Source organism: Aliirhizobium wenxiniae (assembly GCF_014201355.1).
GTDB classification, from domain to species: domain Bacteria; phylum Pseudomonadota; class Alphaproteobacteria; order Rhizobiales; family Rhizobiaceae; genus Neorhizobium; species Neorhizobium wenxiniae.
In genome coordinates, this window is sequence record NZ_JACHEG010000001.1 from 260,772 (window position 1) to 278,605 (window position 17,834).

Below are 17,834 nucleotides of genomic sequence, written 5' to 3' on the forward strand. Positions count from 1 at the left end.
TCAACCACCCGCCGCGGGCGTAGCCGTCTTTTTGGCCGTGTCGATGGCGCGGCGGCTTTCACGGTAGAATGTATAGAGGCCGGAGCAGATCACGACGGCCGCGCCCAGGAGCACCGTCATGCCCGGACGCTCGCCGAAAACCAGGACGCCGATGAGGAGCGCCCAGATCAGACTGGTATAGCGGAATGGCGCAATGAAGGAGATTTCTCCACCGCGCATGGCGAGGATGATTGCCTGATAGCCGCAGAATACCGCAATCGCCGTCAGCGCCAGAAGCAGCCAGTTGAAGCCCGAAATCGGATGCCAGCCGCCTGTCGGGCCGATGAGAACAAAGCCAACGACCATGATGATGAAGGAGGTGAAGAGGGTCACGTGGATGGTCGGGATTTCCGTTGCGATCCTGCGTGTCACGAGATCCCGGCAGGCGGTGAAGAAAACCGCGGCAAGCGGGAACAGCGCGTCGCTGGAAAAACCTTCAGGTCCCGGCTGGATGATCAAAAGCACGCCGAGGAAGCCGACGATGATGGCGCTCCAGCGCCGCCAGCCGACCGGTTCGTGAAACAGAAGCGCAGCCCCGAGCGTCACCGCAAGCGGCAGCGATTGCATGATCGAGGAGGCCGAGGCGAAATCGATCCTGGCAAGCGCATTGAAGAACGACAACGTTCCGCCGAGTTCGCAGGCCGTGCGCAAAAGCACCAGCGGATGAGTGAAGGCGCGTAACGAGAACTTGGCGCGCAGGAGAATGGAGACCGCGAATACGAGTATGGTCGTCAGGACCCCGCGTACTGCCATGATCTGCGGAATGCTGAGGTCGTGCGTCAACGCCTTGACCATTGCGTCGTTGCAGGAGAACACGGCCATCGCGGTCGCCATGAGCAGCGCACCGCGCGTGTTATCCGACAATGCCATCCCGATTCCTCCACCCGTTCCGCCCCGTCTTTACGTGATCGGAAAGTTTGCTGCCAGCAAATTTCCATCTGATTTTTCCGCGCGCAAATGTCGCCGGCTGCCATTAACGGTTGCTCAACCGAAAGTGGCCATCGTGTGGGGGTGTTCCCGCATGAGGCTGGAATCGCTCCGTTGTGCACACATGCAATAGTGCCTTCAGCGCAGCTAATGACGGGGAAAAAATTGTTTATCGATCGACTTTTGCAAAGCCGGAAAATTGTAACCAAGGTTCTTCTGTTCGTTGTACCTCTCGTTCTGCTGATCGCGGGCGTAGGCCTTGCCGGATATTACACGGCCAATACTCTGAATGGCCATATGACCGTGACCCGTGCCACGATTGAGAACATCGGCGATTTCGAGCGCCTTCAGGCGAGCTTGCAGGAATATTCCTCGACGCCGAATGAAAAGACGCTTTCGGCACTGAGGGCCGATATCGACACCCAGCAACAGGGCGTCGGTGTGCTCGAGGGACTTCTGACAAGCGAAGGGGATCGATCACGGGTTGCGCCGGTTATGGGGCTCGCTTCGGCAATGCGCAGTCATGTCGATGCGCTGTGGGCCGTCAAGCTGCTGCGGGACGAAACGGATGCGCAGATGGCCAGCGCCGTGACGGAAATCAATACTCTAGGCACGGAAGTGGAGGCGCAGGTGGGAAGCCTGCGCAAGCAGAGCGCCGGCAAGGAAAAATTTGCCAAGGGCATGTTGCTGGAAGCCTATGCCTATAACGCCATTTCGGGCAGGGTCTCGGACTTGCGTGAAGCAATGCGTCGTGCCGAAAGCGACGATGCGGCCATCAATACGGCCAAGCTTTACCTCGGCCCGTTGGAAGAGGAATTCGCAAAGATCAGCACGCTCGTATCGGAAAAGGCGGGCAAGGCTTTCGATCCGGCGCGACAGGCCGCTGCCGGCTTGAAAGCGACCATTACCAGCGACGCCCCGATCGCAGACAAGGCACAGGCCGTGCGTGTGGGAACAAGTGCACTCATGCCGATCCAGCGGGATCTGGATAACTTGTCCAACAGCCGGGCCGTAACGGCAGCTGAACGGTTTGTCGGCCTTGAAGGTGATGTGGCCGTCCAGCGTGAACTGCTTGCCCAGACAGAGGATTCCCTGCGCAGGATCGATGAGCTCAAACTGCTTGTCGAGCGGATGAGCAGTACGATGAGCGAGGCTTCGCAGAAGCCGCTTCTTGAATCGACGGCGGGTTTGCGTACCGTCTCGGCGCGTGTTTCTGAACTTGCCAAGACCAATTTCACCATGGCCGGCTTTGCTGTGAAGCTGGAGCCGCTTCTCGCATCTCTGGACGCCGGATCGACAAAGCTGATCGTGATTGCTTCCGACTGGCAGAAGAAGAGGGCTGAAGCCACGGCCACTCTGACCGGCGCGATGGCCGGGCTGAAGAATTTCGTTGCCCAGGCCCAGGAAGTCGGCAAGGAAGATAGTGAGCGCTCGGCAAACCTTTCGGTCGTCGCCATGGTGGTCGGAACGATATTGGCGATCGCGGGCGGCCTGATGCTGGTCGAGACATTGCGCGGCCCTCTGCGCCGGGTGACCGAAGTGATGAAGCGTCTTGCCGACGGCGACCTGGAGGTTTCGATCGAAGGCCGCGAGCGTGGGGATGAGATCGGTGACATGGTTCGTTCCGTCACGGTATTCCGCGACGCTGCGAGAGAAAATGTTCGGCTGGAGCAGGAAGCCGCTGCCGCCCGGGAACTTTCTTCGGCGGAAGCAGAACAGCGCGCCGGCGAACGTGCCCGCATCGCGGCCGATCAGCAGCATGCGTTGACCGCACTCTCGGGCGTGCTCGGCAATCTGGCCGAAGGCGATCTGGCAACGGGGATGGACGAAGATCTGCCGGCAGATTTCGTGATGATGGCCAAAACCTATAATCAGGCTGTCGATGCTCTGCGTGCGACTTTGTCCGAAGTCGGTTTTGCGGCGCAGGAGATCAATGGCGGTACGGCCAACCTTTCTGCCTCCGCCGACGATCTGGCGAAACGCACGGAACAGCAGGCGGCAGCGCTTGAAGAAAGCTCTCGGGCGTTGCGCCATCTGAGCGATGTTGTGCGCAGCACCGCAACCAATGCCCGTCAGACCTCTCAATCGGTCAATGAGACCGAAGAGTTCGCCGTTCGTTCAGGCGAGGTCGTGGCACGCGCCGTCGATGCCATGGGCGAAATCAGCCGGTCCTCCGACAAGATCAGCCAGATCATCGGCGTGATCGACGAGATCGCCTTCCAGACCAACCTTCTGGCACTCAATGCCGGTGTCGAGGCTGCGCGTGCCGGTGAGGCGGGCCGTGGTTTTGCGGTTGTCGCCCAGGAGGTCCGCGAACTGGCCCAGCGTTGCGCCGGTGCCGCCCGCGAGATCAAGCAACTGATTTCGGCAAGCGCGATGCAGGTGGAAAGCGGCGTCCAGCTCGTCGAGGAAACCGGCGAGGCGCTTTCGAAGATCATCGCCCACGTGACCGACGTACGCAAACTGGTGGCGCAGATTTCCTCGGCTGCGGCCGAACAGTCTACCGGCATCACGCAGGTCACCCAAGCCGTCAATGATGTGGAACTGATCACCCAGCAGAATGCCGCGATGGTCGAGGAGAACAATGCCGAAATCCGCGGCCTGCGCCATCGGGTCGAGGATCTGACGCAGAAGATTGGCCGCTTCCGGACTGGCGACAGCGTCGGATATTATAAAGAGCCGTCGCAGTCTCGATATCGCAGCAACGCTGCCTGAGATGCCGACCTGACCATGTGTCTCTTATGAAGCTCAAAAGCCGCCCTTTGAAACGAGGGCGGCTTTTTGTTGCGAACATCGTGGTGATGTGCGGCTTTCGCCAAAAAAGCTGGAACCATATCGCCTCATCCGCTAGTTGTTGGACATGACAGGGGCGTCCGGTGAAAGCCGGGCTGAGAAGAACCCTTTGAACCTGAACCAGATCATGCTGGCGGAGGGAGTCGTTCGGGTCTTCGTTCATTCACGTTGTATCCCCACGCCGCCTCTGCAGAAGAAGGAGGCGCAAATGACCGACGATCCCGTTCAATCCCTGAAACCCGGCTCGCTGCTTGCGGCCATGCGGCGGAGAAATCCGCTGGTGCAGAACATCACCAATTTCGTCGCGATGAATATCGCCGCGAATGTCATGCTGGCGGCTGGCGCTTCGCCTGCCATGGTGCACAGTCCCGAGGAGGCCGGAGAGTTTGCCGCTATCGCATCGGCGCTCACGATCAATATCGGCACGATCTCGCCGGACTTCTTCGAAGGTATGAAGACGGCAGCGAAGGCGGCCGGCGAGGCGGGAAAACCCTGGGTGCTGGATCCGGTCGCGCATTTCGCCACATCCTATCGTCGTTCTGCAGTGGCTGAACTGCTTGCGCTGAAGCCGACGGTGATCCGCGGCAACGCTTCCGAAATCATCGCGCTGGCCGGCGAGCATGCATCGGGGCAGGGCGTCGACGCCGGCGATAGCGTCGCTTCCGCCGAAGCTGCGGCCAAGGCACTTGCGCTGCGCCATGGCTGCGTGGTCGCGGTGACCGGCGAGCGTGATTTTGTCACGGACGGACAACGCTCCGTTCAAGTTCTCGGCGGCTCAAAGCTGATGCCGAAAGTGACGGCGCTCGGCTGCTCGCTGACCTGCATTGTCGGCGCTTTCGTCGCGACGGCACCCGACAGTCCGTTCGAGGCAACTGTGGCGGCACTAGCCCTCTTCGCCGCCGCAGGTGAACTGGCGGGGCGCGAAGCGCAGGCGCCGGGATCGTTCGCCGTACGTTTTCTCGATCTTCTGGCTGAAGTGACGCCTGATGCGGTGGATGCGGTGGCAAGGGTGGTACCGGTATGAAGCGCTTCGACCTCTCCCTTTATCTGGTGCTTGATCCCGAGCTTTGCCGAGTGATCGGAATGACCGAGACGGCGCGGCTTGCGGTACAAGGTGGCGCAACCATGGTCCAATTGCGCGATAAGCAGGCAACGACCGCCGGGATGATCGCCGCGGGCCTTGAGCTCAAGGCCGCCCTCGCTGGAACCGGCGTGCCGCTGATCGTCAATGATGACGTCGAGGCCGCCATCGCGATCGGCGCGGACGGCATCCATGTCGGGCAGGACGATATGGATGCGGCTATCGTGCGCGGGCGCATCGGTGGAGACATTATCCTCGGCCTTTCCGTCGAAACGGAGGAACTGGCGCGACGGGTCGATGCGACGGTGGTCGATTATGTCGGGATCGGTCCGGTCTTTGCCACCGGCACCAAACCGGACCACAAGCCACCTGTCGGGTTCGAAGGGCTGGCGCGGATCGCCGCGATATCTCCGGTGCCGGCAGTCGCGATCGGTGGTCTCAAAGGCGAACATGCAGGCGAGGTTTTCTCCGCCGGTGCGAAGGGGCTGGCGGTCGTTTCCGCCATTTGCGGACAGCCGGACCCGCTGGCCGCCACAAAGCTGATTGCAGCAGAAATCGCGAGGGTAACGAAATGACCATTCGGAATGTCCTATCGATTGCGGGCTCCGATCCGTCCGGTGGTGCCGGCATACAGGCCGATCTCAAGGCATTTTCCGCCCGCGGCACCTATGGCATGGCGGCGCTCACCGCATTGACGGCGCAGAACACGCAAGGCGTGACTGCCATCCATGCGCTGCCGCCCGATTTCGTCCGCGCCGAGATCGAGACGATCTTCGCCGATATCAGCGTCGATGCGGTGAAGATCGGCATGATCGCCAATGCGGAGATCGCCGAAACGGTAGCCGCCACGCTCAAGGCGCATGCGACGGGGATTCCTGTCGTGCTCGATCCGGTCATGGTTGCCAAGGGCGGGGCGCCGCTTCTGGCAAGCGATGCCAACCAGGCGATCATGAAACTGCTTCTGCCGCTTGCGACGGTCATTACGCCGAACCTGCCGGAGGCGGCAGCCCTGCTTGGCGAACCGGAGGCGAAGACGCGGGAAGCGATGGCCGAGCAGGCCAAACGACTGCTTCAGCACGGGCCACGTGCGGTGCTGATCAAGGGTGGGCATCTGGAGAGCGATGACAGCCCGGACGTGCTGGCCGAAGCCGACGAAGTGACCTGGTTCGAAGGGCCGAGAACCAGGACAAGGAACACCCACGGAACCGGCTGCACCCTGTCGAGCGCCATTGCCGCCGAGATTGCCAAAGGCCAGTCCGTGATCGAGGCGGTGAGGGTGGCGAAGGCTTATCTCGCAGGGGCGATCTCGGCCGCAGACGAACTGTCAGTCGGCAGCGGCCACGGGCCGGTGCATCACTTCATTGCATTGTGGGAGGACGGGGTCACCCGCCGGTGACGCTCATGTGTCGCGCGACCGCGGGGCGTTTGTGCGTGCGGTCGATGATGAAGTCATGGCCTTTCGGCTTGCGGGTGATTGCCTCGTCGATGGCATTGGCAAGGTAATCATCATCGTCGGAGCCGCGCAACGCGGAACGCAGGTCCGCGGCGTCGTTCTGGCCGAGACACATGTAGAGCGTGCCGGTGCAGGTGAGACGTACGCGGTTGCAGCTTTCGCAGAAATTATGCGTCATCGGCGTGATGAAGCCTAATCGTCCATTTGTTTCCTTTACCTCGACATAGCGGGCAGGACCGCCTGTCTTGTAAGGAATTTCGGAAAGCGTGAACTGCTCTTCGAGGCTAGCACGCACCTGCGACAGGGGAAGATAACGGTCAGTCCGGTCCTCTTCGATCTCGCCCATCGGCATGGTCTCTATCAGCGTCAGGTCCATGTCACGGCCATGTGCGAAACGGATCATCTCCGGGATTTCGTGCTCATTGAAATCCTTCAACGCCACGGCATTGATCTTGATCTTGATCCCGGCTTTCTGGGCAGCATCAATACCGTTCATGACCTGACGGAAATTGCCCCAGCGGGTGATAGCCTTGAATTTCGCTTCATCGAGCGTGTCGAGCGAAACATTGATGCGGCGCACACCGTTGTCATGAAGCTCCTGAGCATAACGGGCAAGCTGCGAACCGTTGGTCGTCAGCGTCAGCTCGTCGAGCCTTCCTGCATCGATTTGTTTTCCGAGCGCCTCGACCAGGAACATGATGTTCTTGCGCACCAGTGGTTCGCCGCCTGTGAGCCGCAATTTGCGCACACCCTTCGCGATGAAGGCGGAACAGAGGCGCTCAAGCTCTTCGAGCGTCAGCAGGTCCTTCTTCGGCAGAAAAGTCATGTTTTCCGACATGCAATAGGTGCAGCGAAAATCGCAGCGGTCTGTTACCGAGACGCGAAGATAAGTCACCGCACGGCCGAACGGATCGATCATCGGCGCCTGGGCCGGTGCTGGATTGCCGAACAATGGTGGGGTAACGATGGAATTCAAGTCAATATACTCCTGATTGCCGGAATCTGGTGGTCATCATCGATGACGTCAAGCTTTATACCGGCAAAGCGGATGGCACTTTGATCAAAACGGCGCGACGGACAGGGTTGCGGCGAATTGATGAAATCCATAATCCTGAGCGGGTGAAATTGGAAGAGCGGATATGACCGAGGTTTCGAACGACAGCTGGCCGACCGAACTGCGCGTGGCCGAAGACAAGCGGACGTTGACGGTGACATTCGACGATGGAGCGCGTTTTGCGCTGCCCGCCGAGCGGCTGCGCGTTCTCTCGCCCTCGGCCGAGGTTCAAGGCCATGGCCCGGGCCAGAAGGTGACGGTTCCCGGCAAGCGTATGGTAGCGATCCGCAATCTGGTTGCGGCCGGAAATTATGCCGTGCGTATCGCTTTCGACGACGGACACGACAGTGGAATTTTCACCTGGCGTTATCTGCGCGAGTTGGGAACGGACGGCGACGATCTTTTTCGACAATACGAAGAGGAACTGGCTGCTAAGGGCCTGAGCCGAGACGGCGCGCGAGCGCGTTAACAGGAAAGCAAGGGGAAAAGCGGGTGGCGGCAGAATCGAATGCAGGTGAACTGGTCCAGGTCGTGGCGCTTTTGGGCGCAGGCGTTATCGCCGCGCCGCTGTTCAAGCGGATAGGGCTTGGCTCGGTTCTCGGTTATCTGGCGGCAGGCCTGGTTGTCGGCCCATTCGGCCTTAAGCTGGTCTCTGATCCGCAAGCCATCCTCCACATTGCCGAACTCGGCGTGGTCATGTTCCTCTTCATCATCGGGCTGGAAATGCAGCCCTCGCGTCTATGGAGCATGCGCAAGGATATATTCGGCCTCGGCGCACTTCAGGTTTGCGCCTGTATCGTGGCGCTGATGGCGATTGGAATGGGGTTTGGCCAGACGGCTCCCGTTGCCTTCGTGGCAGGGACAGGTTTCGTTCTGACATCGACGGCAATCGTCATGCAGATGCTGCAGGAGCGCAATCATCTGCACACACCGAAAGGCCAGCATATCGTCTCGATCCTGCTTTTCGAGGATCTGGCCATTGTACCCCTGCTGGCGATTGTCGCGCTGCTTGCTTCGCATGGTGAGACTGTATCCCTCATGGATCGCCTCCAGTCTGTTGCTATCGGCTTTGCCGCGCTGGTGGCTCTCGTTCTTGCGGGACGTTACCTTCTCAACCCCTTTTTCCGGTTGTTGGCCAATTCCGGTGCCCGTGAAGTTATGACCGCAGCCGCCCTGCTGGTGGTGCTTGGGTCGGCGCTGCTGATGGATTTCGCCGGACTTTCCATGGCTATGGGCGCCTTCCTTGCTGGCGTGCTCCTGTCCGAATCCTCTTTCCGGCACCAGCTCGAAGCCGATATCGAACCCTTCAGGGGGATATTGCTCGGCCTGTTCTTCCTTGGCGTCGGCATGGCGGTTGATCTCGCAGTCATCGCCGCGAACTGGCAGCATGTCGTTCTTGCCGTGATCGCCTACATGATCGTAAAGGCACTGGTAATCTATGGTGTAGCCCGCCTTCTCGGTACGCCTCATCCGGAAAGTGTCGGCCGGGCGATCCTGATGGCGCAGGGCGGTGAATTCGCATTCGTGCTCTATGCCGCTGCGACATCGGCCGGCATTTTCGACGCAGAGACGAATGCAGTGCTGACCGCAACGATCGTGTTGTCCATGGTGGTCACACCGCTTGTCGTAGCTGTTTATGTCCGAATTGCACCGAAGCCGCAGGTCGACACAAGCGGGCTTGATGCGCCGGAAGATATCGCCGGCACCGTGCTGATGATCGGTTTCGGCCGTTTCGGCCAGATCGTCAGCCAGCCGGTGCTGGCGCGCGGTTATACGCTGTCGATCATCGACAAGGATGCCGAATTCATCCGGGATATCGGTGATTTCGGCTTCAAGGTCTTTTATGGGGATGGTTCTCGCCCGGAAATCCTCCACGCCGCGGGCGCAGCGACCGCAAAAGCGATCCTCATTTGCGTTGACGACAAGGAAGCGGCCATCAAGATAGCCGAGATCGTCAAGGATGAATTTCCCATGGTTCCGCTGCTTGCCCGCGCCTATGACCGCGGCCACGCGATAGATCTCTTGAAAGCCGGCGTCGACTACCAGATTCGCGAGACCTACGAATCGGCGCTGAATTTCGGCAGCGAAGTGCTGAACGTGCTTGGCGAGGAGGAAGAACTGGCAGCCCAGATCATCGAGGAGTTTCGCGAGACCGATCGCGAGCGTTTCGCACTCGAGCAGATCGGTGGCATCTATGCCGGTCGCTCGCTGATTAAGGGCAATTCACGTCCCGCCGACGTCATTGCCGCACGAACGGGACGGCAACGAGAGCAACGCGCGGCAGAACAGGCCGCCGCGCAGGGGGCTGCAACGTGAATGACGAAACCATGATCATCCGCTCGATCGAAGAACTGCAAGCGATCTATGGCGTTTCGAGCGAAGCGTCGATTGCCAAGGTGACGACAAAATTGACGTCGGAATATCGGCACATGATCGAGCTCTCTCCATTCGTGGCGCTGGCGACGGTGGGGCCGGAAGGTCTCGACTGTTCGCCGCGCGGCGATATTGGCGGCGTTGTCAGGATCGAGGATGAAAATACGCTGCTGCTGCCGGATTGGCGCGGCAACAACCGGGTCGATTCGCTTATCAACATCGTTCGCGATCCTCGTGTCGCCCTGATGTTCCTTATTCCAGGTTCGACCACCACAATGCGCGTCAATGGCAGGGCAGTCGTTTCCGCCGAGCCATCTCTTCTGCAGAGCTTCGAGATGGATGGCAAACATCCGCGAACGGTTGCGATCGTCAGTATCGATGAGGTCTATTTCCAATGCGCCCGTGCACTGATGCGATCCGAGCTGTGGAATGTCGATCGTTTCGTCAATCCGACGACATTGCCGACGCCAGGACAATTGTTGAAGGCGGCAAAAGCGGATTTCGACCGGGAGACCTATGATCGCGAATGGCCGGCGCGTGCTGCCAAAACCATGTGGTGAGTGAGAGATACTGAAGGAGAAAAGGCAGGCCGGGCGGCCTGCCTTTTTTACTTCTTGTAAATTAGCCAGTTCTTGCTGATGTAATGGCTCTTCATGCTCTCCTCGAAGAGGACCGAGCGATTGCGGCCGCTGTTCTTGGCATAATAGAGAGCTGCATCCGACTGGGCGTAAAGCTCGCCAGGATCGGCCGCCTGGACGGCCATCGAATAACCGAGCGAGATTGTCACCGGTCCGTAGTTTACGCCCGAGCGAGAGTTGCGGAAGGTTCTTGTCTCAAGGGCACGCCGCACGCGCTCGCAGATCACCATGACTTCGTCCGGCGTATTGCCTTCAACGATGATCGCAAACTCTTCACCGCCGGTGCGCGCGACGAATACATCTTTCCGTACATTGGCGCGCAGCACGGAAGCGACAGTCGCGAGAATTTTGTCGCCGACCGGATGGCCAAAATTGTCGTTTATCTTCTTGAAGTTATCGATGTCAGCCAGCACAAGCGCGGTGAGGGGCAGGGCCGTCTGGTTATCGAATGAGCTGGCCAGACGCCCATCAAAGGCGCGACGGTTTGAAAGTCGCGTCAGTGAATCGGTATTGGCAATGCGCTTGTACTCGTCAAGTTCACGGCGCACCTGATCCATTTCGTTGGATCGTTGAACCATGTCATCGACGGTCTTTTCTCCATGCGCCATCTTGTCATCGGTTGCCTGGTGCAACAGGCTGATGGCACTGCGGATGATATCCGTAGAGAAACTGTTCTTGGTATTGATTCTCGACGCGGTCTCGCTGAGCAGCTTGCCGTAGCTTTCGAGCGAGTTCTGCTCTTGGCGTAGAAGTTTCAGCAGCGCATCGAGTTCCCCGAGCAAACGATCGTTTGCCTTCTCGATAACCGCAGACTGAGGTCCGCCGAGATAACGTTCTGAAATTATGTCCAGATCTTCCTGAGTAGCTCGGCTGCCAAGTGCTGCGAGTTCTCGAGTAAGATCCGGGTTCGAGCCTATATAGGCCTCATAGAAAAGCTGATAATTGCGCGGTATGGGCGACACGCCCATCGACCGCACTGCATAGATGATCTGCCCCATCAGGTCGCCCGAATGCGGCTTCGATGCAGATATCGTCGTCATCGACGACCCCCAGTTAGACCCCACTACATGGATTTGATAAAATCTTATATTAAAAACTATTGGAAAATAATTAAGGATCTATTTCCCTAACGCATTCCCAAAGTAGTTTGAAGAGATTTTGCATTTGCTAAAAGTCATTGTCGCTCAATGCGATAAGTCGTCATGTATTTTTATTTAGGAGATTTTACTTTAGTAGGCATTGTATTTCTATAGAGAAATTTGCGGTATTGGGAGGCCGCATTCCGGCTTAATGCCGGAATGCGAAGCTCGATCTTCGTTGTTTTATTTCGGGCCGATCATGTTTTCCGGGCGGACATACTGATCGAATTCTTCATTCGACAAGTAACCGCCGCCAACTGCTTCCTCGCGCAAAGTTGTTCCGTTCTTGTGTGCGGTCTTTGCGATCTTGGCGCAGATGTCGTAGCCGAGCTTCGAGTTCAGTGCGGTGACGAGCATCAGGGAGTTTTCGACACCCTTGCGAATGTTGTCTTCGCGAGCTTCGATGCCCACGACGCAGTTGTCGGTGAAGGAGACGGCCGCATCGCCCAGCAGTTGAACCGACTGGAGGAAGTTGTAGGCCATCATCGGGTTGTAGACGTTGAGCTCGAAGTGACCCTGGCTGCCGGCAAAGGTCAGGGCTGCATGGTTTCCGAAGATATGGGCGCAGACCTGGGTAAGTGCTTCCGACTGGGTCGGATTGACCTTGCCCGGCATGATCGACGAGCCAGGCTCGTTTTCCGGCAGCGACAACTCGCCGAGACCGGCGCGCGGGCCGGATCCGAGGAAGCGGATGTCGTTTGCGATCTTGAAGAGAGCGGCCGCAGCAGCATTGATGGCGCCGTGTGAGAAGACCATCGAATCATGCGAAGCGAGTGCCTCGAACTTGTTCGGCGCGGTGACGAAGGGCAGGTCGGTGATCCTGGAGATTTCCTCGGCGACCTTTTCGGCAAAGCCGATTGGTGCGTTGAGGCCGGTACCGACAGCCGTACCGCCCTGCGCGAGCTTGGAAAGGGCAGGCAGCGTCAGTTCGATATTGGCGATCGCCGACGCGACCTGGGCTGCGTAACCCGAAAATTCCTGGCCAAGCGTCAGCGGCGTCGCGTCCTGCGTGTGGGTGCGGCCGATCTTGATGATGTGGCTGAAGGCCTTGACCTTCGCTTCCAGCGCTTCGTGGAGATGCTTCAGCGACGGCAGGAGGTGGCGAACGATCGTTTCGACGCAGGCGATATGCATGGCCGTCGGATAGGTGTCGTTCGACGACTGGCTCATGTTGACGTGATCGTTCGGATGTACCGGCTTCTTGGAGCCCATGACGCCGCCGAGCATCTCGATTGCCCGGTTGGAGATCACTTCATTGGCATTCATGTTTGACTGAGTGCCTGAGCCGGTCTGCCAGACGACCAACGGGAAATGCTCGTTGAGCTTTCCGTCGATAACTTCCTGTGCAGCGTCGATAATTGCTTTACCAAGGCCTTTGTCGAGACCTGCCAGTTCCATATTGGCAACGGCTGCGGCCTGCTTGACGATGCCGAGTGCGCGAACCACCGCAAGTGGCTGCTTCTCCCAGCCGATCTTGAAGTTTCCAAGCGAACGCTGCGCCTGAGCGCCCCAATAGCGGTCGCTCGCGACCTCGATCGGGCCAAACGTATCGGTTTCGGTGCGGGTCGATGCCATGGTTGCTGCCTTTTCTCCCTGATGCATTCACCGGCGTCGCGTTCCTCGACAATTATATGGGGGAGGCGTACCGTACCGGCGCGGCGCATTACTATACGATTGCCGGACGTCCGCAAGCTGCTGATGCGGCTTTTTGCAGCAGCAAATGCGTGTCCTTCATGACACGCCGAACCGATTTATGCGCAGGGTAGGCTCACGCTACAGCTAAGATTGCGTTGGTTGTCAGCAAAAAATTAACCAATACTTTCTTAACCTTTATGCAGATCGGCGTGTCGCTTTTTTCAGTCTTTTAGAACCAAGAAGTGAACGACCGTTTTCTTTCCATCCCTCACGCGATCGGATAGATGGCGTGATACTGAAGTCGAGCCCGCCAACAAGACGCGGACGAAGGTCACGGGGACTACATTGCAGCACACACATAAGAAGACATCGATCGCACTGGCGCTCCTGTCGGGTATTTCCATCTTTGCAGGAGCGGCCGCTCCGGCCCATGCTATCACTCTTATGGATATTCTTCGTGGTGGGCCAGGCAAGCGCGATGGTGCAGCTCAGGCAAATACAAGGGCGCAAGAGGCGATGCCGAGCGAGCGTGCCTTGGCTGATCCCGAGCCTCTGCCCAAAGTTTCTGGTCCTCGATACTACACATACAAGGCGGACAGTCAGCGTCTGGTAAGGACGGGTTTCTCTTCTTCCGCTGTGGCCCCGTTCCAGTCGATGGCGAACGCCAAGGTGTCGGCACCGGGAGATGTCGCGTCCGTGCTTGAGGCCTATTATGGCAAGGCCGCGGCGCCTCTGTGGGTTTCCGGTGGTGAGATCAACGACAAGGCGAGGGCAGTCCTCGCTCTTTTCGAAAGAGCAGGCGACTACGGGCTTGATCCGGCCGACTATCTGCTGACGCCGCCGGTACTGACAACCGCAAGCGTTGAGCCGGCTGCTGCACTCGCAGTCGATGCGACCGCTGCGGAGGTTGCCCCTGTAGCTGCACAGACGCCGGTTGCTGACGCAGCTGCCGCCCCGGTCACCGATAATGCATCTGCGCCTTCAGTTGAATCCGCTGCATCTGCTCCCGTTGTCGCTGCAGAACCGGCGGTTTCCCATGATGCTGAACTGATGCAGTTCGAGCTGGCGCTGTCCGGCAAGGTTCTGCTGTTCGCGCAGGATATGGTGCGTGGCCGGATCGATCCGAACCGCATTTCCGGATATCACGATTTCAAACGTAAAGACGTCAATCTGGCGCAAACCTTGTCATCGAGTGCGACGGCACCCGATGCTGCAGCCTATCTCGAAGGCCTTGCGCCGAAGGGCCCGAATTTTGCTGCACTCAAGGCGGAACTCGCAAAGCTGAAGGTCGAGGCAGCTAGCGCCGGTGACGATATCCTTCTGCCTGAAAAACTGTTGCTGAAGCCCGGTAATGTGAGCGCCGACCTGCCGCAGATCGTGGCCGTGATCGAAAAGAAGGCGTCCGAGGCGCTGAAGGTACAGCATGCCGCGACACTCGCAGCCTATCAGAAAACGCCGGAATATACGCCGGAACTGGTAGAGCTGGTGAAGGCTTTTCAAGGTGAGGTCGGTCTGAAGGCCGACGGTGTCATCGGCACCGCGACGCTGCGAAAGATGGCCGGTCATTCTCCGCAGTCCATGATCGACAAGGTGGTCGTTGCCATGGAGCAGGCTCGGTGGCTGCCGGACGATCTCGGTCAGCGCTACGTCTTCATCAACCAGCCCGCTTACCGCGTCTATTATCACGACCACGGCGCCGAGCAGTTCTCGATGCGCGTCGTCATCGGCGCTAAGGCGCATCAGACATTCTTCTTCGAGGACCAGATCCAGACGGTCGAGTTCAATCCGTATTGGGGCGTGCCGCAGTCGATCATCGTCAACGAGATGCTGCCCAAGCTGCGCCAGGATCCGAGCTATCTCGACCGCACCGGTTATGAAGTTGCCGTCAACGGCAAGGTCATGCCGTCTAGCGCGGTCAACTGGTTTGGTTCGACCAACAACATCTCTGTGCGCCAGCCGCCATCCAGCGACAATGCTCTCGGCGACCTGAAAATCCTCTTCCCCAACGCACATGCGATTTATATGCATGACACGCCATCGAAGAGCTTTTTCCAGCGCGACATGCGTGCGCTCAGCCATGGCTGCGTGCGCTTGCAGGAGCCGCGCAAGATGGCCGCAGCCGTGCTCGGGGTTACCGAGCAGCAGGTCGACGCTGAAATTGCTGCAGGCAAGAATGTCGCCGAAAAGGTGAACGCGAAGATCCCGGTCTATGTCGCTTACTTCACCGCATGGCCGAACAAGGACGGCGCAATCGAATATTTCGATGACGTCTATGATCGTGATGTTGCGGTCGAAAAGGCTTTTGACGCCACGACGAAGGCGCGCATCTGATCCTTCGGGATATCGGCATATTAAAAAAGGCGACCGATCGGTCGCCTTTTTTGCAGGGTCAGGAAACGACCTTGCTGGCGACCAAGAGGTCTCTCACCAGATCATCGGTGAGCGCGTCAAAGTGACTGATTACGGTGCTGGGCGAAAGGCTTGCTATCGGAACGTCGGAGTAGCCGAAATCGACCCCGATAGATGGAATGCCGGCATTTTGGGCGGCAAGAATGTCGTTGATGCTGTCACCGATCATGACCGCCCGATCTCTCGATCCTCCAGCCCTTTCGATTGTGCCGAAGATATGGGCGGCGTCAGGTTTGCGGACAGGGAATGTATCGCCGCCGGTGATCGCCGCGAAATGGTCGCTCAGGCCCAAAGTCTCGATGAGCGGGATGGCCAGTGCCTCGCTTTTGTTGGTGCAGATCGCAAGTGTCATGTCGGCCGCGGCAAGGCGTTGAAGGCATTCGACCGTGCCCGCAAACGGCTGGCTTTGGCCAGGCATGTTGTGCCGATAATGTTCGACGAAATTGTTGAACAGGGTGTCGGCATCCGCCTCGTCGAGCGGGACGTTCCGCAATTCGAAGGCACGTTTGATCATCACTCGTGCGCCCTGGCCGACGAGATGGTGCAGGTCGTCCAATGTCATGGGAGCAAGGCCGACTGGCGCAATCGTGTGGTTTAGGCTGTCGATCAGATCGGGCGCGGTATCGATCAGCGTGCCGTCCAGATCGAAGATGACGAGGGGAGAACTCACGGGGATATTACCTCACTGCTGCTTTGGATGGTCTGTCCGGTTAAGCACGCCGGGGCGCCCTTGGAAAGGCCGCCGGTGCCGCATGTTGGCAGTGAGAAACGACGGTGGGGGTCTTCCGCTCTATCAATCAGGCGTGTAAACAGCGTCTCGGCTGGAACAATGGGGAGCAACAGGCGCATGGACGCCCGGGAAATGAAGGTCAAGGCGGCAGCTGCTGCACTTGCGCATGTTGAAGACGGGATGAAGCTTGGCATCGGGACCGGCTCGACGGCGGAGGAGTTCGTTCGTCTTCTGGCCGAGAAGGTTCATGCAGGTTTGCGTGTTCAGGGTGTTCCGACGTCTGAACGAACAGCACGGCTTTGCCTGGAACTCGGGGTCTCGCTGAAGTCTCTGGATGAGCTTCCTGAACTCGATCTGACGATTGACGGCGCTGACGAATTGGACGGCAATCTCAGCCTGATAAAAGGCGGCGGCGGTGCTCTGTTGCGCGAAAAAATCGTTGCCGCTGCATCCGAACGCGTCATCGTTATTGCCGACGAAAGCAAGCTCGTCGAGACGCTCGGTGCGTTTCCGCTGCCGATCGAAATCAACCCGTTCGGGCAGATGGCGACGCGCGTTGCTATCGAAAAGGCGGCGGCGAGGCTCGGTCTCGGTGGCTCGCTCTCGATGCGCAAGACTGGCGACGAACTCTTCACCACCGATGGCGGCCACTACATCGTCGACGCATCTTTTGGCCGCATTCCTGATGCAGAGGCACTGTCTGCCGAACTGCATTCTATACCAGGCGTCGTAGAACACGGACTTTTCATTCATATGGCGTCCCTTGCGATCATCGCCGGCCCGGCGGGAGCGCGGACGCTTCAGGCCAAATAAAAGTAGGAGCATTCACTCATGATCAAATCCGCGGTTTTCGGCCGTGCCGTTGTGCTAGCTGTTCTTCTGTCCGGTTCCGTGGCTGTTCAGGCCCGCGCCCAGGAGATTCCGGAGGCTCATCTGGCCGCTGCTCGCGAAGCGATCAAGGCGCTCAACGTCACGGATCGTTACGACAACATCCTGCCGGCAATCGCAGAGAACCTGAAGGCGCAGTTCATCCAGTCCTCGCCGAACTTCCAGGATCAGATTTCCGCGATCGTCAACGAGCAGGCGCTGGCGCTTGCTCCGCGCCGCGCAGACCTGGAAAAGGAAGCAGCGACCATCTACGCCAAAAGCTTCTCGGTCGACGAACTCAAGGCGATTGCCACCTTCTTCAACACCGAAGCAGGCAAGAAGCTGATGACCAGCACGCCGCTCGTTGCTCGCGAACTGGGCCGTGCAGCCGAAATCTGGAGCAACGGCATTTCGCGTGACCTGACGGCGCAGAGCACGACCAAGCTGCGTGGCGTGATTGACGCCAACCCGATCCAGATGCCGGCAGCCGAGGCAGCTCCTGCCGCACCGGCGCCCGCCGCAGCCGCTCCTGCACCTGCACCTGCGAAAGCCCCTGCGCCGACGCTGAACCTGCCGAAGCCGTAATCGGCTGAGGAAAGCAAGAACTTTATAGAAAGCCCGGAGCGATCCGGGCTTTTTCTTGTTCGGGAACATGCCTATATGCGGCATCCATCCCGTATGCCTAAGGAGAAGAGA

Annotated in this window: 16 protein-coding genes and 1 riboswitch; of the genes, 11 read left to right on the top strand and 5 right to left on the bottom strand. The window is 58.8% G+C overall.

What is annotated here, in order from left to right; genetic code table 11:
• Positions 1-909: a DMT family transporter gene (locus HNQ72_RS01375; protein ID WP_183989229.1), complete on the bottom strand. Its 909-nt coding sequence runs from the start codon at positions 907-909 to the stop codon at positions 1-3.
• 207 nt (positions 910-1,116) lie between these two features.
• On the opposite strand from HNQ72_RS01375, the gene HNQ72_RS01380 reads away from it, so the two are divergent.
• The 4 genes from HNQ72_RS01380 (at position 1,117) to thiD (ending at position 6,236) form a co-directional block, all read left to right on the top strand.
• The gene (locus tag HNQ72_RS01380) at positions 1,117-3,681 is read left to right on the top strand and encodes a methyl-accepting chemotaxis protein (protein WP_183989230.1); all 2,565 of its coding nucleotides are present in this window, start codon (positions 1,117-1,119) and stop codon (positions 3,679-3,681) included.
• A 140-nt stretch (positions 3,682-3,821) separates the two neighbouring features.
• Positions 3,822-3,918: riboswitch (TPP riboswitch) on the top strand.
• Positions 3,919-3,967: 49 nt separating this feature from the next.
• Positions 3,968-4,783 carry a hydroxyethylthiazole kinase gene (gene thiM, locus HNQ72_RS01385; RefSeq protein ID WP_183989231.1) on the top strand — a complete coding sequence of 272 codons (816 nt, stop codon included), beginning with the start codon at positions 3,968-3,970 and terminating at the stop codon, positions 4,781-4,783.
• On the top strand, positions 4,780-5,415 hold the full coding sequence (thiE, locus tag HNQ72_RS01390) for a thiamine phosphate synthase (protein ID WP_183989232.1): 636 nt from the start codon (positions 4,780-4,782) through the stop codon (positions 5,413-5,415). The genes thiM and thiE overlap by 4 nt, the downstream gene beginning before the upstream one ends.
• Entirely contained in the window at positions 5,412-6,236 is an 825-nt protein-coding gene (gene thiD, locus HNQ72_RS01395) for a bifunctional hydroxymethylpyrimidine kinase/phosphomethylpyrimidine kinase (protein WP_183989233.1), read from the top strand. Before thiE ends, thiD begins: the two co-directional genes overlap by 4 nt.
• On the opposite strand, the gene moaA is transcribed toward thiD, so the two are convergent.
• The gene (gene moaA / locus HNQ72_RS01400) at positions 6,223-7,212 is read right to left on the bottom strand and encodes a GTP 3',8-cyclase MoaA (RefSeq protein ID WP_183991207.1); all 990 of its coding nucleotides are present in this window, start codon (positions 7,210-7,212) and stop codon (positions 6,223-6,225) included. The two genes, thiD and moaA, sit on opposite strands and share 14 nt — an antisense overlap.
• An 86-nt stretch (positions 7,213-7,298) precedes the next feature.
• On the opposite strand from moaA, the gene HNQ72_RS01405 reads away from it, so the two are divergent.
• From HNQ72_RS01405 to HNQ72_RS01420, 4 genes are read left to right on the top strand one after another with little or no spacing between them, the layout of a single operon-like run.
• Positions 7,299-7,436 (top strand): hypothetical protein, encoded by a 138-nt coding sequence (locus tag HNQ72_RS01405; RefSeq protein ID WP_183989234.1) that lies wholly within the window; start codon positions 7,299-7,301, stop codon positions 7,434-7,436.
• Positions 7,433-7,816, top strand: a complete 384-nt coding sequence (locus tag HNQ72_RS01410; RefSeq protein WP_183989235.1) for a gamma-butyrobetaine hydroxylase family protein — start codon at positions 7,433-7,435, stop codon at positions 7,814-7,816. Before HNQ72_RS01405 ends, HNQ72_RS01410 begins: the two co-directional genes overlap by 4 nt.
• 23 nt (positions 7,817-7,839) lie before the next feature.
• Positions 7,840-9,663, top strand: coding sequence for a monovalent cation:proton antiporter-2 (CPA2) family protein (locus HNQ72_RS01415; RefSeq protein WP_183989236.1), 1,824 nt, complete (start codon positions 7,840-7,842; stop codon positions 9,661-9,663).
• A gap of 11 nt (positions 9,664-9,674) precedes the next feature.
• The gene (locus HNQ72_RS01420) at positions 9,675-10,280 is read left to right on the top strand and encodes a pyridoxamine 5'-phosphate oxidase family protein (protein WP_183991209.1); all 606 of its coding nucleotides are present in this window, start codon (positions 9,675-9,677) and stop codon (positions 10,278-10,280) included.
• 47 nt (positions 10,281-10,327) lie between these two features.
• Here the strand turns inward: HNQ72_RS01420 and HNQ72_RS01425 are convergent, their stop codons facing one another.
• The gene (locus tag HNQ72_RS01425) at positions 10,328-11,398 is read right to left on the bottom strand and encodes a GGDEF domain-containing protein (protein WP_183989237.1); all 1,071 of its coding nucleotides are present in this window, start codon (positions 11,396-11,398) and stop codon (positions 10,328-10,330) included.
• Between the two features lie 282 nt (positions 11,399-11,680).
• Positions 11,681-13,099, bottom strand: a complete 1,419-nt coding sequence (gene fumC / locus HNQ72_RS01430) for a class II fumarate hydratase (protein ID WP_308422305.1) — start codon at positions 13,097-13,099, stop codon at positions 11,681-11,683.
• 549 nt (positions 13,100-13,648) lie between these two features.
• Here fumC and HNQ72_RS01435 point away from each other — a divergent pair.
• Entirely contained in the window at positions 13,649-15,463 is a 1,815-nt protein-coding gene (locus HNQ72_RS01435; protein WP_373289400.1) for a L,D-transpeptidase family protein, read from the top strand.
• Between the two features lie 58 nt (positions 15,464-15,521).
• Here the strand turns inward: HNQ72_RS01435 and HNQ72_RS01440 are convergent, their stop codons facing one another.
• Positions 15,522-16,211 carry an HAD family hydrolase gene (locus HNQ72_RS01440; RefSeq protein WP_183989239.1) on the bottom strand — a complete coding sequence of 230 codons (690 nt, stop codon included), beginning with the start codon at positions 16,209-16,211 and terminating at the stop codon, positions 15,522-15,524.
• Positions 16,212-16,388: 177 nt separating this feature from the next.
• Between HNQ72_RS01440 and rpiA the strand changes: the two genes are divergently transcribed.
• Positions 16,389-17,084: a ribose-5-phosphate isomerase RpiA gene (gene rpiA, locus HNQ72_RS01445; RefSeq protein WP_183989240.1), complete on the top strand. Its 696-nt coding sequence runs from the start codon at positions 16,389-16,391 to the stop codon at positions 17,082-17,084.
• Positions 17,085-17,102: 18 nt separating this feature from the next.
• Positions 17,103-17,723: a DUF2059 domain-containing protein gene (locus tag HNQ72_RS01450; protein WP_183989241.1), complete on the top strand. Its 621-nt coding sequence runs from the start codon at positions 17,103-17,105 to the stop codon at positions 17,721-17,723.
• The last annotated feature ends 111 nt before the right edge of the window (positions 17,724-17,834 follow it).

Bases quoted from the DNA above. Each gene is read 5' to 3' on its own strand.
- HNQ72_RS01375 (WP_183989229.1), bottom strand. From the start codon at position 909: ATGGCATTGTCGGATAACACGCGCGGTGCGCTGCTCATGGCGACCGCG.
- HNQ72_RS01380 (WP_183989230.1), top strand. From the start codon at position 1,117: ATGACGGGGAAAAAATTGTTTATCGATCGACTTTTGCAAAGCCGGAAA.
- thiM (WP_183989231.1), top strand. From the start codon at position 3,968: ATGACCGACGATCCCGTTCAATCCCTGAAACCCGGCTCGCTGCTTGCG.
- thiE (WP_183989232.1), top strand. From the start codon at position 4,780: ATGAAGCGCTTCGACCTCTCCCTTTATCTGGTGCTTGATCCCGAGCTT.
- thiD (WP_183989233.1), top strand. From the start codon at position 5,412: ATGACCATTCGGAATGTCCTATCGATTGCGGGCTCCGATCCGTCCGGT.
- moaA (WP_183991207.1), bottom strand. From the start codon at position 7,212: ATGATCGATCCGTTCGGCCGTGCGGTGACTTATCTTCGCGTCTCGGTA.
- HNQ72_RS01410 (WP_183989235.1), top strand. From the start codon at position 7,433: ATGACCGAGGTTTCGAACGACAGCTGGCCGACCGAACTGCGCGTGGCC.
- HNQ72_RS01420 (WP_183991209.1), top strand. From the start codon at position 9,675: ATGATCATCCGCTCGATCGAAGAACTGCAAGCGATCTATGGCGTTTCG.
- HNQ72_RS01425 (WP_183989237.1), bottom strand. From the start codon at position 11,398: ATGACGACGATATCTGCATCGAAGCCGCATTCGGGCGACCTGATGGGG.
- fumC (WP_308422305.1), bottom strand. From the start codon at position 13,099: ATGCATCAGGGAGAAAAGGCAGCAACCATGGCATCGACCCGCACCGAA.
- HNQ72_RS01435 (WP_373289400.1), top strand. From the start codon at position 13,649: ATGCCGAGCGAGCGTGCCTTGGCTGATCCCGAGCCTCTGCCCAAAGTT.
- rpiA (WP_183989240.1), top strand. From the start codon at position 16,389: ATGGACGCCCGGGAAATGAAGGTCAAGGCGGCAGCTGCTGCACTTGCG.
- HNQ72_RS01450 (WP_183989241.1), top strand. From the start codon at position 17,103: ATGATCAAATCCGCGGTTTTCGGCCGTGCCGTTGTGCTAGCTGTTCTT.